Below are 17,078 nucleotides of genomic sequence, written 5' to 3'. Positions count from 1 at the left end.
CCGCCGAGTTAGCCGCAAACGTCACGGCCGCCCCAAGGGTCGGCCGTTTTGTTCACGCATCAGCTGTTGTTGTGGTCGACCTTGATGGTCGGATCGCTGCCGGCGATCAGGTTGTGAATGTTGGCGCTCGACCAGTTGTTGCCTTCCAGTTTGATCGTCACGTCCGGCGTGGCGGCTGCCGCGTCGCCGGAGTTGAACTTGCCCGCCGAGCTGACTTGCAGCGACGACGTGCCATCAACCGTGGTGATCTTCAGGAAGTTGTCGATGGTGCTGCCGGTTTCGCCCTGCAACAGGTCACGCAGGTCGATGCGGTCGCCTTCGCTGGCGTTGAAGTCCTTGATCACGTCGTTGCCGGTGTCGCCTGCTTTCCAGACGAAGGTGTCAGCACCGGAACCACCGATCAGGATGTCGTTGCCCTGGCCCCCGATCAGCGTGTCGTTGCCGGTGCCGCCGAGCAGGATGTCATTGCCCTTGCCGCCGTCGAGCAGGTCGTTACCGCCCGAGCCGAACAGGATGTCATTGCCTGCGCCACCCAGCAGCGTGTCGTTGCCATCGTGCGCACCGGAGACATCGAACGCCTGATAGTGCTCGGTGATGTACTGGTGCACGTTGCTGGTGGTGACTTTGCTGACATCCACGCCGGTCTGCTGCGCCACGAACGCCTGCATCGCCTGATAACCCTCGCCGGCAATGCCGTTGAAGCTCACCAGGTCGCCGAACAGGATGTCGTTGCCGTCGCCACCGCTGACGGTGTCGTTGCCCGGCATCGTTGCTTCGGTATGGCCGATGATCGAGTTGGCCAGATCCTTCGGATCGATGTTGGTTTGCGGCAAGTGATCCGAGTCATACGGTTTCAGGTCGTTGAGGCTGACACCGCTGTTGATACCGATGGCTTCGACGTTCGACAGACCGCTGAGCAAGGCGAAGCTGCTGCTGGAGTTGTCGGTGGTGGCAGTCGTGGTGCTGTTACCAGTACCGGCCAGGCTCGACAGCTCGTAGGTGCCATCACCCTGAGCGTGAACCGTGCCCAGGTTGGTGGTGGTCCAGCCGCGGCCGTTGTAGGTCTGCAACTGGGCATAACCGCTGGCGGTGATGCTCAGGTAATGCGTGTTGTCGATGTACGTGCTGAAGGTATCGCCCAGCTTGTAGTTGCTGGTCGTGACCACACTGTCGAACTTCACGCTGCCATACAGCGTCGGGTTGGTCTGCTCGCCGCTCTGGTAGTAGGTCGGCTGGCCGTCGGTGATGAAGTAGGTAAGGTTCTTCGCCCCGGTGTTGGCCAGCGCTTCCGTGCTCTGGAAGAAGTTGGCCGTGGTCTTGAACACGTCTTCGTAGTTGGTGCCGCCACCGGAGGTCATCGAGTCGAGTACGGCTTTGAGCTGGGTCAGCGCGTTCGGGTCGTTGAGGTTGACCGAGACTGACTTGTTGACCTGGGTATCGAAGTCCACCAGGAAGATGTTCACCGTGCCCGAATTGCTGCCGCCCAGGCTCTGCTTGAGGGTGTTGAACACCGAGGTCAGCGAGTCTTTGGCCGCGTTGATCGACGAGGTGCTCATACTGCCCGAGCTGTCGACCATGAACGCAATGTTGTAGTTGGTGCCCGGCACCACGGTCAGACCGCCGATGTCGGCGACCATGATGTCGTTGCCGTCGGTGCCGTTGAAGGTGTCATCGCCCGAAGTACCGACCACGGCGTTGTATACCGCTGGCACCACGGTGACCGGAATCGTCGCGGTGCTGCTGGCCGAGCCGCCGACCATCTCGGTGGAAGTCGACGTCACGGTCAGGTTGAACTGGCCGTTGTAGTAGGTCGGCGGGGTCACGGTCAGGCTGCCGAGGCTCCAGCCGGTAACGTTGGCTTCGCCATTGCTCGCGGTGACAGTAAAGCTGTGGCCATGGCCGTCGGAGAGAACCGAGCCGACCGGCGCGCCACTGATCTTCACGCTCAGGGTTTCCGAGCCGTCGGTGTCGGTCAGCGCGGTGTTGATCGCCGACAGTTTCACCGTGGTGCCTTCGGCGCCGGTGTTGAGTTTGTAGCCGTCGTAATAACCTTCGCCGTTGGTACCGTGCAGGTCGGAGACGGTCACACCGGCGTTCACCAGATCCTGCACGCCGGTGTAGATCGGCACGCCGGCGCTGCTCAGGTCGATCGGCGTGCTGCCGTTGACCGACAGGTTCACGTCATAGCTGCCCGGGCCGCTCTGGTTGTGGTGGTAGATGTCCAGGGTGTAGTAGCCGCTGGTGGTCGGGGTGAACGAACCGCTGATCGTACCGCCCGCGCCCCAGGTGCCCGACGCCACGCTCTTGCCGCCGATGGTGATCAGCAGGCTGTCGTCAGCCACGCCGCTGAAGCTGTAGGTCTTGCCGGCTTCCAGATAGATCAGGCCCGAGGTTTTCGACGCGGTGCCGGCGGTCACGCTGCCGTCCGACTGCACGTTGGTCACGTTGGTGCTGGAGTTCGGGGTGCCGGCGCCATCGATCACGTTTTTCAGCGTGGTCGAGTCAGCGCCATTGCCGCTGGTACCCAGGCCCGCCAGACCGGTCCAGACTTCCTTGACCAGTCCGGTGGATTTCACGCTGTTGTCGGCCACGCTCACGGTCGGTGCATCCGCCACTGGCGTGATGTCGATCTTCACGGTGCCGGTGTTGCCCAGCAGTTGGCCGTCGGTGGGCTGGAACTTGATCTGCGCGTAGTCGGCCTGGTTGTTGCCCAGGCCGGTGCCGCCGTAACCGTTGACGCCCGACTCGTTGGCATCCGGCAGGAAGCGCAGCTTGCCAGCGTCGATGTCAGCCTTGCTGAAGGTCTGGTTGTTGGCGACGTCTTTCCAGGTCGAACCGTCCAGGTACTGCAGTTTGCCTTCGCCCGGCAGCTGGGTGATTTTGATCCCCAGGCTGCTGGCCGGGCTGTCCACGTCGGTCACACCGAAGGTCGACCAGCCGAGGATCAGCGGGGTGTCTTCGGTGCCGGTGACGTTGACTGGCGCTGCAACAGGCGCATCGTTGACCGCCACCACGTTGACCGTGGTGGTCGCGGTGTTGGAGTAGTTGCCGCCATCGGTCACGGTCACGGTGATGATCCGTGGCACGGTGCTCGGGTCTTCACTGCTGTTGGTGAAGGTGATGTTCTTGATGGCCTGCATGTAGTCGGCCAGCGTCGCGTTACCCGACAGGGTCAGGGTCACGGTGCCGTTGGTGCTGTTGGCATTGATGGTGATGCCGTTGACGCTGTTGCCGAGGTTCAGCGCATCGCCGTCCTGACGGTTGGTCAGGACGATGGTCGCACCGGTCAGCATGGTGCTGTCCGGGTCGGTGATCGTCAGGTCGGTATCGGCAATCGACACGCCGGCGCCCGGAGTGTTTTCGGTGAACGTCACCTTGTAGTCGGCACCGGTGGCGCCGCTGGAGTTGTTGGCATCCAGGTCGATGACCGGTGGTGCATCGTTGTCGATGATCGAGGTGCTGACGCTGCCGTTGGTGCTGCTGACGGCCAGGTTCTCGAAGTTGCCGCCGGTGGCCGAGTCGATCTTGACCACGAAGTTCTCGGTGCCTTCGGTGATCTTGTCATCGATGGTCGCGACGTTGAACTGCGCGCTGCTGGCGCCCGCCGGAATCTTCACGGTGTACACGCCAGTGAAGTCCGAACCGTCGGCAGCGGTGCCGCTGTAGACGATCTTCAGGGTCACGTCGGTTTGCGCCGGGTGCGTCAGGCTGACGGTGTAGCTGGCGGTCTGGCCTTCGGTCACCGAGGTGCTGCCGGTGATGCTGACGGTGGTGGTGTCGATGGTATCGGCGACGTTGGTCACGGCCGGTGTCGTGCTCGGTACCAGGTTCTCGAAGTTGCCACCGCTGGCATTGGTGATGGTCGCCTGCACGCTGCCGGCGTCTTTGTAGACATCGTCAGCCGGAGCCGGAACGGTCACGGTGCCGGTGGTTTTGCCGGCGTCGATGGTGATCACCGAGCCGTTGCTCAGGGTCACGGTCACCGGCGAGCCGGCGGCGTTGCTCAGGGTCGCGGTGTAGGTGATCTGGCCGCCCTCGCTCACCGCCGGGGTCGCGCTCAGCGACAGGCTGGTGGTGTCGACGGTGTCGGTTACGGCGGTGCTGACCGGGGTCTTGTCGGCCACGAGGTTTTCGTAGTTGCCGCCGGTCACGTTGCTGATCGAGTTGGTCAACGGCGCGTGGCCAGTCAGTGCATCGTTTGGCGCGATGCTGGTCACGGTGCCGGTGGTCTTGCCGATGTCGATGGTGATGGTCTGGCCGTTGGCCAGGGTTACCACGACTGGCGAACCAGTCACAGGCGCACCGACGGTGGCGGTGTAGGTGACGGTGCCACCTTCGGCCACGGTGCCCGTGGCGGTGAGTTTCACCCCAGTGGTGTCGATGGTGTCGGTGACGCTGGTCACGGCTGGCGTGGTGCTTGGTACCAGATTTTCGAAGCTGCCACCGGTGGCAGTCTTGATCGTGGCCTGCACGGTGCCGGCGTCTTTGTAGACGTCGTCCGCTGGAGCCGGAACGGTGACGGTGCCCGTGGTTTTGCCTGCATCGATCGTGATCACTGCACCGTTGCTCAGGGTCACGGTCACTGGCGAGCCAGCGGCGTTAGTCAGGGTTGCGGTGTAAACGATCGAGCCGCCTTCGGCCACGGTGCCGGTCGCGGACAGCGACAGGTTGGTGGTGTCGACGGTATCGGTCACGGTGGTGCTGACCGGCGTTTTGTCGGCCACGAGGTTCTCGTAGTTGCCGCCGCTGACGTTGGTGATGGCGTTGGTCAGTGGAGCGTGGCCGGTCAGCGCGTCGTTTGGCGCAGTAGTGGTCACGGTGCCGGTGGTTTTGCCGATGTCGATGGTGATGGTCTGGCCGTTGGACAGAGTCACCACGACTGGCGAACCTGTGACTGGCGCACCGACGGTGGCGGTGTAGACGACGTTGCCGCCTTCAGCCGCTGTACCGGTGGCAGACAACTTCACGGTAGTGGTGTCGATGGTATCGGTGACGCTGGTCACGGCCGGTACGGTGCTTGGTACCAGGTTTTCGAAGTTGCCGCCGCTGGCATTGGTGATGGTTGCCTGCACGGTGCCGGCGTCTTTGTAGACGTCATCAGCCGGGGCAGGAACGGTCACGGTGCCAGTGGTTTTACCGGCGTCGATTGTGATCACTGCGCCGTTGCTCAGGGTCACGGTCACTGGCGAACCAGCGGCGTTGGTCAGGGTGGCGGTGTAAATGATCGAACCACCCTCGGCGACCGTATTAGTGGCGCTCAGGGACAGGTTGGTGGTGTCGACAGTGTCGGTCACGGTGGTGCTGACCGGGGTCTTGTCGGCCACAAGGTTTTCGTAGTTGCCGCCGGTCACGTTAGTGATCGAGTTGGTCAACGGCGCGTGACCGGTCAGCGCATCGTTCGGTGCGATGCTGGTCACGGTGCCGGTGGTTTTGCCGATGTCGATGGTGATGGTCTGACCGTTGGCCAGGGTCACGACGACAGGCGAGCCGGTAACTGGCGCACCAACGGTAGCGGTGTAAGTGACGGTTCCACCTTCGGCCACGGTGCCCGTGGCGGTGAGTTTCACGCCCGTGGTGTCGATGGTGTCGGTGACGCTGGTCACTGCTGGCGTGGTGCTTGGTACCAGGTTCTCGAAGCTGCCACCGGTCGCGGTTTTGATCGTTGCCTGAACAGTGCCGGCGTCTTTGTAGACGTCGTCGGCCGGGGCAGGGACGGTCACGGTGCCAGTGGTTTTACCGGCGTCGATGGTGATGACTGCACCGTTGCTCAGCGTCACGGTCACTGGCGAACCAGCGGCGTTGGTCAGGGTTGCGGTGTAAACAATCGAGCCACCTTCGGCCACGGTGCCGGTCGCGGACAGCGACAGATTGGTGGTGTCGATGGTGTCGGTCACGGTGGTGCTGACCGGCGTTTTGTCGGCCACCAGGTTTTCGTAGTTGCCGCCGCTGACGTTAGTGATCGCGTTGGTCAGTGGTGCATGACCGGTCAACACGTCGTTAGGCGCGGTGGTGGTCACGGTGCCGGTGGTTTTGCCGACTTCGATGGTGATGTTCTGGCCGTTGGCCAAGGTCACCACAACCGGCGAACCGGTGACCGGCGCGCCGACGGTCGCGGTGTAAGTGACAGTGCCACCTTCAGCAGCAGACTCGGTCGCGGTCAGTTTGACCGTGGTGGTGTCGATGGTGTCGGTGACGCTGGTCACGGCCGGGGTGTTGCTGGTCACCAGGCTTTCGAAATTGCCGCCAGTCGCGGTCTTGATCGTGGCCTCAACGGTGCCGACGTCTTTGTAGACGTCATCGGCCGGTGCCGGAACGGTCACGGTGCCGGTGGTTTTGCCCGCGTCGATGGTGATCACGGCGCCGTTGCTCAACGTCACGGTAACCGGCGAGCCGGCAGCGTTGGTCAGGGTCGCGGTGTAAACGATCGAGCCGCCTTCGGCCACGGTACCGGTCGCGGACAGCGACAGGTTGGTGGTGTCGACGGTATCGGTGACCGTGGTATTGACCGGGGTCTTGTCGGCAACGAGGTTTTCGTAGTTGCCACCGCTCACGCTAGTGATCGCGTTGGTCAACGGCGCATGGCCGGTCAGCGCGTCGTTCGGTGCGGTGGTGGTTACGGTACCGGTGGTTTTACCGACTTCGATGGTGATGTTCTGGCCGTTGGCCAGAGTTACCACAACTGGCGAACCGGTGACCGGCGCACCGACAGTGGCGGTGTAGGTGACGGTGCCGCCCTCGGCCGCCGACTCGGTCGCGGTCAGCTTGACCGTGGTGGTATCGATGGTGTCGGTGACCTGAGTCACAGCCGGAACGGTGCTTGGCACCAGGTTTTCGAAGTTGCCACCGGTCGCGGTGGAAATGGTCGCTTCGACTTTACCTGCGTCTTTGTACACGTCATCGGCAGGTGCCGGAACGGTCACGGTGCCAGTGGTTTTACCGGCGTCGATGGTGATGACGGCGCCGTTCGACAGAGTCACGGTGACTGGCGAGCCAGCGGCGTTGGTCAAGGTCGCGGTATAGATGATTGAACCACCCTCGGCGACCGAGTTGGTTGCGCTGAGGGACAGGTTGGTGGTGTCGACAGTGTCGGTAACGGTAGTCGAAACCGGGGTTTTGTCGGCGACCAGACTCTCGTAATTGCCACCGGTCACGCCGGTGATGGCGTTGGTCAACGGCGCATGGCCGGTCAGCGCGTCGTTCGGTGCGGTGGTGGTTACGGTACCGGTGGTTTTACCGACTTCGATGGTGATGTTCTGGCCGTTGGCCAGAGTTACCACAACTGGCGAACCGGTGACCGGCGCACCGACAGTGGCGGTGTAAGTGACGGTGCCACCTTCCGCAGCAGACTCGGTCGCGGTCAGCTTGACCGTGGTGGTATCGATGGTGTCGGTGACCTGCGTCACAGCCGGCACGGTGCTCGGTACCAGGTTTTCGAAGTTGCCACCGGTAGCGGTGGAGATGGTCGCTTCGACTTTACCCGCGTCTTTGTAGACATCGTCGGCCGGTGCCGGAACGGTCACAGTGCCGGTGGTTTTGCCAGCCTCGATGGTGATCACGGCGCCGTTGCTCAACGTCACGGTGACTGGCGAGCCAGCGGCGTTGGTCAGGGTCGCGGTGTAAACGATCGAGCCACCTTCGGCCACGGTACCGGTGGCGGACAGCGACAGGTTGGTGGTGTCGACGGTGTCGGTGACGTTAGTGCTGACCGGGGTTTTGTCAGCCACGAGGTTTTCGTAATTGCCACCGGTGACGTCGGTGATCGCGTTGGTCAGAGAAGCATGACCGGTCAATGCATCATTAGGCGCAGTGGTAGTCACGGTGCCAGTGGTTTTACCCACCTCAATGGTGATGTTTTGACCGTTTGCCAAGGTCACGACCACAGGCGAACCGGTCACTGGCGCGCCGACGGTTGCGGTATAGGTGACGGTGCCACCTTCGGCCACTGAGGTATCGGCAGTCAGTTTGACGGTCGAGGTGTCGATCGTGTCGGTGACTTCGGTGACAGCCGGCACGGTACTTGGCACCAGGTTTTCGAAGTTGCCACCGGTGGCGGTGGAAATGGTTGCTTCGACTTTACCGGCATCTTTGTAAACGTCGTCCGCCGGAGCTGGAACAGTCACGGTGCCGGTGGTTTTGCCGGCCTCGATGGTGATGACAGCGCCGTTGCTCAGCGTCACGGTAACTGGCGAGCCAGCGGCGTTGGTCAGGGTTGCTGTGTAAACGATCGAACCACCTTCAGCGACGGTGCCAGTGGCACTGAGCGACAGGTTGGTGGTGTCGACGGTGTCGGTGACATTGGTCGAAACCGGCGTTTTATCCGCCACGAGGTTTTCGTAGTTACCGCCGCTCACGTCGGTGATCGCGTTGGTCAGCGGTGCATGACCGGTCAACGCATCGTTCGGCGCGGTGGTGGTGACGGTGCCGCTGGTCTTACCCACCTCGATGGTGATGTTCTGACCGTTGGCCAAGGTTACGACCACAGGCGAACCGGTCACTGGGGCACCGACAGTCGCGGTGTAAGTGACGGTGCCACCTTCAGCAGCGGATTCAGTCGCGGTCAGTTTGACCGTGGTGGTGTCGATGGTGTCGGTAACGTTGGTGACGGCCGGAACGGTGCTTGGCACCAGGTTCTCGAAGTTGCCACCGGTAGCGCTGGAAATGGTCGCTTCGACTTTACCGGCGTCCTTGTACACGTCATCGGCCGGCGCCGGAACGGTCACGGTGCCAGAGGTTTTACCGGCCTCGATGGTGATCACCGCGCCGTTGGACAGGGTCACGGTGACTGGCGAACCAGCCGCGTTGGTCAGGGTTGCGGTGTAAACGATCGAGCCACCCTCGGCCACGGTGCCGGTCGCGCTGAGCGACAGGTTGGTGGTGTCCACGGTGTCGGTGACGTTAGTGCTGACCGGAGTTTTGTCAGCCACGAGGTTTTCGTAGTTACCACCGCTCACGTCGGTGATGGCGTTGGTCAGCGGCGCGTGGCCGGTCAGCGCATCGTTCGGTGCAGTGGTAGTCACGGTGCCAGTGGTTTTACCCACTTCGATGGTGATGTTCTGACCATTGGCCAAGGTCACCACGACCGGCGAGCCAGTCACTGGCGCGCCGACAGTCGCGGTGTAAGTGACGGTGCCACCTTCCGCAGCCGATTCGGTCGCGGTCAGTTTGACCGTGGTGGTATCGATGGTGTCGGTCACGTTGGTGACGGCCGGAACGGTGCTCGGCACCAGGTTCTCGAAGTTGCCACCGGTAGCGCTGGAAATGGTTGCTTCGACTTTACCCGCGTCTTTGTACACGTCGTCAGCCGGAGCTGGAACGGTCACGGTGCCCGACGTTTTACCGGCTTCGATGGTGATCACCGCGCCGTTGGACAGGGTCACGGTCACCGGAGTGCCGGCAGGGTTGGTCAGGGTCGCGGTGTAAACGATCGAACCACCTTCCGCCACCGAGTCGCTGGCGGTCAGGTTCAGATTGGTAGTGTCGACAGTGTCCGACACCGAGGTGTTCGCCGGTGTTTTGTCGGCCACCAGGTTTTCATAGTTGCCGCCGGCAACCTTGTCGATGGCGACGCTCAGCGAGCTGCCGCCCGCCAATGGGCTGTTCGGTGCGACGAAATTCACGCTGCCGGTGGTCTCACCGACGGCGATGGTGATGGTCTGGCCGTTGGACAGGGTCACGACGACCGGGGAGCCGGTTACCGGCGCGGTCACGCTCGCGGTGTAGACCACGGTCTCGCCTTCGGCGACGTTGGCGGTGGCGGTCAGCGACACGGTGGAGGTGTCGATGGTGTCGTTGACGGTGGTCACCGCCGGCGTGTTGCTGGTCACCAGGTTTTCGAAGTCGCCACCGGTCGCGCCCTTGATGGTCGCTTCAACGGTGCCGGCGTCTTTGTAGACGTCATCCTTCGGTGCATCGACGGTCACGGTGCCGGAAGTTTTGCCGGCGTCGATGGTGATCACCGCGCCATTGCTCAACGTCACGGTCACCGGAGTGCCGGCGGCGTTGGTCAGGGTGGCGGTGTAGGTGATCTGGCCACCTTCGTTCACCGCCGGCGTCGCGCTCAGCGACAGGTTAGTGGTGTCGACGGTGTCGGTCACGGTGGTGCTGACCGGCGTCTTGTCGGCGACGAGGTTTTCGTAGTTGCCGCCGCTGACATTGGTGATCGAGTTGTTCAGCGGCTCGTGACCGTTCAGCGCATCGTTCGGTGCGGTGGTGGTCACGGTGCCGGTGGTCTTGCCGATGTCGATGGTGATGGTCTGACCGTTGGCCAGGGTCACAACAACAGGCGCGCCAGTCACTGGAGCGCCGACAGTAGCGGTGTAAGTGACAGTGCCGCCTTCAGCCACCGAAGTATCGGCGGTGAGTTTGACCGTCGAGGTGTCGATGGTGTCGGTGACTTCGGTAACGGCTGGAACGGTGCTTGGCACCAGGTTCTCGAAGTTGCCGCCTGTTGCATCCTTAATCGTGACTTCGACCTTGCCGGCGTCTTTGTAGACGTCATCGGCTGGCGCTGGAACGGTCACGGTGCCGGTGGTTTTGCCCGCGTCGATGGTGATCACGGCGCCGTTGGACAAAGTCACGGTTACCGGCGTACCGGCCGGGTTGGTCAAGGTTGCGGTGTAGACGATCGAACCGCCTTCAGCGACGGTGCCGGTCGCGGCCAGCGACAGGTTGGTGGTGTCGACGGTATCGGTCACGGTGGTGCTGACCGGGGTTTTGTCGGCAACCAGATTCTCGTAGTTGCCGCCGCTCACGTCGGTGATGGCGTTAGTCAACGGCGCATGACCGTTCAGCGCATCGTTCGGCGCGGTGGTGGTGACGGTGCCAGTGGTTTTGCCGACTTCGATGGTGATGTTCTGACCGTTAGCCAGGGTCACGACCACAGGCGAGCCGGTCACTGGTGCACCGACAGTCGCGGTGTAGGTGACGGTGCCACCTTCAGCAGCGGACTCGGTTGCGGTCAGTTTCACCGAAGTGGTGTCGATGGTGTCAGTGACTTCAGTCACTGCCGGAACAGTGCTCGGAACGAGGTTCTCGAAGTTGCCGCCGGTTGCACTGTTGATGGTGACTTCAACCTTGCCCGCATCTTTGTAGACGTCATCGGCTGGCGCTGGAACGGTTACGGTGCCAGTAGTTTTGCCGGCGTCGATGGTGATCACGGCGCCGTTGCTCAGGGTCACGGTGACCGGCGAGCCGGCAGCGTTGGTCAACGTCGCGGTGTAAACGATCGAACCGCCCTCAGCCACGGTACCGGTCGCGCTCAGCGACAGGTTGGTGGTGTCGACAGTGTCGGTCACGATGGTGCTGACCGGGGTTTTGTCGGCAACCAGATTCTCGTAGTTGCCGCCACTCACGTCGGTGATGGCGTTAGTCAACGGCGCATGACCGTTCAACGCATCGTTTGGCGCGGTGGTGGTCACGGTGCCGGTGGTTTTGCCGACTTCGATGGTGATGTTCTGACCGTTGGCCAGGGTCACCACGACTGGCGAACCGGTCACGGGTGCACCGACAGTCGCGGTGTAAGTGACGGTGCCACCTTCAGCAGCCGACTCGGTTGCGGTCAGTTTCACCGACGTGGTGTCGATGGTGTCAGTGACTTCAGTCACTGCCGGAACAGTGCTCGGAACGAGGTTCTCGAAGTTACCACCCGCAGCATCCTTGATCGTGACTTCGACCTTGCCGGCGTCTTTGTAGACGTCATCGGCAGGTGCTGGAACAGTCACGGTGCCGGTGGTTTTGCCCGCTTCGATGGTAATCACCGAACCGTTGGACAGGGTCACGGTAACGGGCGAGCCAGCAGCGTTGGTCAGAGTCGCGGTGTAGGTAATCGAACCACCCTCGGCGACCGAGTTGGTGGCGCTGAGCGACAGGTTCGTCGTGTCCACGGTGTCAGTGACGGTGGTGCTGACCGGGGTTTTGTCAGCGACCAGATTTTCGTAGTTGCCGCCGCTGACGCCGGTGATCGAGTTGGTCAGCGGTTCGTGACCCGTCAGCGCGTCGTTTTGCGCGGTGGTGGTGACGGTGCCGGTGGTCTTGCCGACTTCGATGGTGATGTTCTGACCATTGGCCAGAGTTACCACGACTGGCGAACCGGTCACTGGTGCACCAACGGTAGCGGTGTAGGTGACCGTGCCACCCTCAGCAGCGGACTCGGTCGCGGTCAGTTTCACCGACGTTGTGTCGATAGTGTCGGTGACTTCGGTCACGGCTGGAACGGTGCTCGGCACCAGGTTCTCGAAGTTGCCGCCGGTTGCACCGTTGATGGTGACTTCAACCCTGTCGGCGTCCTTGTAGACGTCATCGGCAGGCGCCGGAACGGTCACGGTGCCGGTGGTTTTACCAGCTTCGATGGTGATGACGGAGCCGTTGCTCAGGGTCACGGTCACCGGGGTGCCGGCAGGGTTGGTCAGGGTTGCGGTGTAAACGATCGAACCACCTTCGGCCACGGTACCGGTGGCGCTCAGGGTCAGGTTGGTGGTGTCGACGGTATCGGTGACGGTGGTCGAAACCGGAGTTTTGTCCGCCACCAGATTTTCGTAGTTGCCGCCCGTTACGCCGGTGATCGAGTTGGTCAGCGGTTCGTGACCGTTCAGAGCGTCGTTCGGTGCGGTGGTGGTGACGGTACCGGTGGTCTTGCCGACTTCAATGGTGATGGTCTGGCCGTTCGTCAGGGTCACAACAACCGGCGAGCCGGTGACCGGTGCGCCGACGGTGGCGGTGTAAGTGACAGTCCCGCCTTCAGCTACCGAAGTGTCGGCGGTGAGTTTGACCGTCGACGTATCGATGGTATCGGTGACTTCGGTCACGGCTGGAACGGTGCTCGGCACCAGGTTCTCGAAATTGCCGCCTGCGGCGTCTTTGATCGTGACTTCAACCTTGCCAGCGTCTTTGTAAACGTCATCGGCTGGTGCTGGAACGGTCACGGTGCCGGTCGTTTTACCGGCTTCAATAGTGATCACCGAACCGTTGCTCAGGGTCACGGTGACTGGTGTGCCCGCTGGATTGGTCAAGGTCGCGGTGTAGACGATCGAACCACCTTCAGCGACGGAACCGGTGGCGCTCAACGTCAGGTTGGTGGTGTCGACGGTGTCGGTGACGATGGTGCTGACAGGGGTTTTGTCTGCCACCAGGTTTTCGTAGTTGCCGCCCGTTACGCCGGTAATCGAGTTGCTCAGCGGCTCGTGACCGTTCAACGCATCGTTCGGTGCGGTGGTGGTCACGGTGCCAGTGGTTTTGCCCACTTCGATGGTGATCGTCTGACCGTTGGCCAGGGTTACAACAACCGGTGAGCCGGTGACCGGTGCGCCGACGGTGGCGGTGTAAGTGACAGTCCCGCCTTCAGCTACCGAAGTGTCGGCGGTGAGTTTGACCGTCGACGTATCGATGGTATCGGTGACTTCGGTCACGGCTGGAACGGTGCTCGGCACCAAGTTCTCGAAATTGCCGCCGGTGGTTCCGGTAATGCTGACTTCCACTTTGCCAGCGTCTTTGTAGACGTCATCGGCAGGTGCTGGAACAGTCACGGTGCCAGTGGTTTTACCGGCCTCGATGGTGATGACCGAGCCATTGCTCAAGGTCACGGTCACCGGAGTGCCCGCCGGATTGGTCAGGGTCGCGGTGTAGACGATCGAACCGCCCTCGGCCACGGTGCCGGTCGCAGTCAGCGACAGGTTCGTCGTGTCCACGGTGTCAGTGACGGTGGTGCTGACCGGGGTTTTGTCAGCGACCAGATTTTCGTAGTTGCCGCCGCTGACGCCGGTGATCGAGTTGGTCAGCGGTTCGTGACCCGTCAGCGCATCGTTTGGTGCGGTGCTGGTCACGGTGCCAGTGGTTTTGCCCACTTCGATGGTGATGGACTGACCGTTGGCCAGAGTCACGATAACCGGCGAACCGGTCACGGGTGCACCAACCGTAGCGGTGTAAGTCACCGTGCCGCCCTCGGCGACCGAGGTATCGGCGGTAAGTTTGACGGTCGAGGTGTCGATGGTGTCGGTCACTTCGGTGACAGCCGGCACGGTGCTCGGAACGAGGTTCTCGAAATTGCCACCGCTGGTTCCGGTAATGCTGACTTCAACCTTGCCGGCATCTTTGTAAACGTCGTCGGCAGGCGCTGGAACGGTCACGGTACCGGTGGTCTTACCGGCTTCGATGGTGATGACGGAGCCGTTGCTCAACGTCACAGTCACCGGGGTGCCGGCCGGGTTCGTCAGGGTCGCGGTGTAGACGATCGAACCGCCTTCAGCGACGGAGCCAGTGGCACTCAGCGACAGGTTGGTGGTGTCGACGGTGTCGGTGACGGTGGTCGAAACCGGAGTTTTGTCCGCCACCAGATTTTCGTAGTTGCCGCCAGTCACGCCAGTGATCGAGTTGCTCAGCGGTGCCTGGCCGTTCAACGCATCGTTCGGCGCGGTGGTGGTCACGGTGCCGGTGGTCTTGCCGACTTCGATGGTGATGGACTGACCGTTGGCCAGAGTCACGACAACCGGCGAGCCAGTCACAGGCGCACCAACGGTCGCGGTGTAAGTGACGGTGCCACCCTCGGCGACCGAGGTGTCAGCGGACAGTTTGACCGTCGAAGTATCGATGGTGTCGGTCACTTCGGTGACCGCAGGGACAGTGCTTGGCACCAGATTTTCGAAGTTGCCGCCGGTTGCACCGTTGATGGTGACTTCGACTTTGCCGGCGTCTTTGTATACGTCATCCACAGGCGCCGGAACCGTCACGGTGCCGGTGGTTTTACCGGCTTCGATGGTGATCACGGCGCCGTTGCTCAGGGTCACGGTGACCGGCGAGCCGGCAGCATTGGTCAACGTCGCGGTGTAAACGATCGAACCGCCTTCGGCCACGGTGCCAGTGGCACTCAGCGACAGGTTGGTGGTGTCGACGGTGTCGGTAACGGTGGTCGAAACCGGGGTTTTGTCGGCGACGAGGTTCTCGTAGTTACCGCCACTGACGTTGGTGATGGCGTTGGTCAGCGGCGGGTTGCCGGTCAGCGCATCGTTCGGTGCGGTGGTAGTCACGGTGCCGGTGGTCTTGCCGACTTCGATGGTGATGGTCTGGCCGTTCGCCAGGGTCACGGTCACTGGCGAACCGGTGACCGGCGCGCCTACGGTGGCAGTGTAAGTGACGGTGCCGCCCTCAGCGACCGAGGTATCGGCGGTCAGTTTGACCGTCGAAGTGTCGATGGTGTCGGTGACTTCGGTGACGGCTGGAACGGTACTTGGTACCAGGTTCTCGAAATTGCCACCGCTGGTGCCGGTGATGCTGACTTCGACTTTGCCGGCGTCTTTGTAGACGTCATCCGCAGGCGCGGGAACGGTCACGGTACCGGTGGTCTTGCCAGCTTCGATGGTGATGACGGAGCCGTTGCTCAACGTCACGGTCACCGGGGTACCGGCCGGATTGGTCAGGGTTGCGGTGTAAACGATCGAACCGCCTTCGGCCACGGTGCCAGTGGCACTCAGCGACAGGTTGGTGGTGTCGATGGAGTCAGTGACGGTGGTGGTCGCTGGCGTCGTGTTTGGCACCAGGTTCTCGAAGTTGCCGCCGGTAGCACCGGTAATCGTGGTGCTGACGGTGCCGCCGTTGTTGTAGACGTCGTTCGGCGGTGTCGGCACGTTGACGGTGCCCGTGGTCTTGCCGGCTTCGATGGTGATGGTCGAGCCGTTGGACAGCGTCACGGTAACCGGCGTCTGCGCCGGGTTGGTCAGGGTCGCGGTGTAGGTGATCTGGCCACCTTCAACCACGCTGCCGGTAGCGGTCAGGGTCAGGCCGGTGGTGTCGCGCGAATCGACGATGTTCGTCACGGCTGGCGACGTGTTCGGCACCAGATTCTCGAAGTTGCCGCCGGTGGCACCGGTAATGGTGGTAGTGACGGTGCTGCCGTTGTTATAGACGTCATTCGGCGCGGTTGGCACGTTGACAGTGCCCGTGGTCTGGCCGGCTTCGATGGTGATGGTCGAGCCGTTAGACAGGGTGACGGTGACAGGCGTCTGTGCCGGGTTGGTCAGGGTCGCGGTGTAGGTGATCTGGCCGCCTTCAGTCACGCTGCTGCCAGCGGTCAGGGTGACGGTGGTGGTGTCGATGGTGTCGGTGACCTGGGTCGTGGCCGGAGTGGTCGGCGGGGTCACGGTGATGCCGTTGCCGCCGGTGGTACCGGTGACGGTCACGTCGATCTGGGTCGGGTCGTTATAAACGGTGTCGTTCGGCGCCAGCGGCACGTTGACGGTGCCGGTGGTGGAGCCGGCTGGAATCACGATCACCGAGCCGTTGGACAGGGTGATGGTCAGGTCGGTCAGCGGCGCCTGGGTCAGGGTCGCGGTGTACACCAGCACGCCGCCGGCTTCGGTGATGGTCGGCGTGGCGCTGAGGCTCAGGGTCGACTCACGCAGAGCGTTGGTGGTGGTGTCGGTGGTCTGGCCACCGGTGATGTTCTGCGCCGCTTGCGCACCGGAATTGATGCCTGCGGTCGGGAAGCCGATGGTCGGGTCGACGCGGCCAGCAGTGGCGTCGAGCATCACGAAGCTGTGGCCGCCGCCTGCCGCGCCGCCAGTCCCCGCCGCGGTCGCGCCGGCAGCGGTGGCTTCAAGAGCAGTGGTCGGGTCGGCACCGGCGGCGATGGCCTGCTGCAACTCGGCTACAGAAGGTGCGGCCTGCGCGGTGGCTTCGGCCAGGTCCGTGCTGGAGTCGGGCGCGTTGGCGCTCCACTGCGTTTCGCGACCCAGGTCCAGGGTGCGGCCATCCGCCAGTTCCAGCGATACAGCGCCGGAGAGGCCAGTATCGATCTGGTCGCCGACGAACAGGCGATCGCCTTCAACGAGCACGCGGCGTACACCCTCGGGGGATACCACGAATACCTGACCGACAATGCTTTTGACGATGGCAACAACACTGCTCATTGAAGACTCTCCGGGTGTTACGTTCAGTTGACTTCCATTGCCTGATGGCTTCGGCGCCGATTCAGTCTGGACGTACTTTTAAAATTTGCGAATCAAGATTGACGCTTCTTTTCGTCAATATTTTGGCTAGATTCTTTCGCTATTAACTTTATGCCAAACTATTGACCTTCTGGGTGCCATCCT

The 17,078-nt window shown here is 62.3% G+C and carries 1 protein-coding gene; it reads right to left on the bottom strand.

The window, feature by feature from the left end; translation table 11 throughout:
• Window positions 1-59: 59 nt before the first annotated feature.
• Window positions 60-16,895: a LapA family giant adhesin gene (locus KVQ82_RS29925; RefSeq protein WP_222017421.1), complete on the bottom strand. Its 16,836-nt coding sequence runs from the start codon at window positions 16,893-16,895 to the stop codon at window positions 60-62.
• Window positions 16,896-17,078: the final 183 nt, after the last annotated feature.

The sequence above is a fragment of the Pseudomonas sp. AO-1 genome (genome assembly GCF_019775695.1).
Lineage (GTDB): Bacteria > Pseudomonadota > Gammaproteobacteria > Pseudomonadales > Pseudomonadaceae > Aquipseudomonas > Aquipseudomonas parakoreensis.
This window is presented reverse-complemented; position numbering and strand designations above follow the sequence as displayed.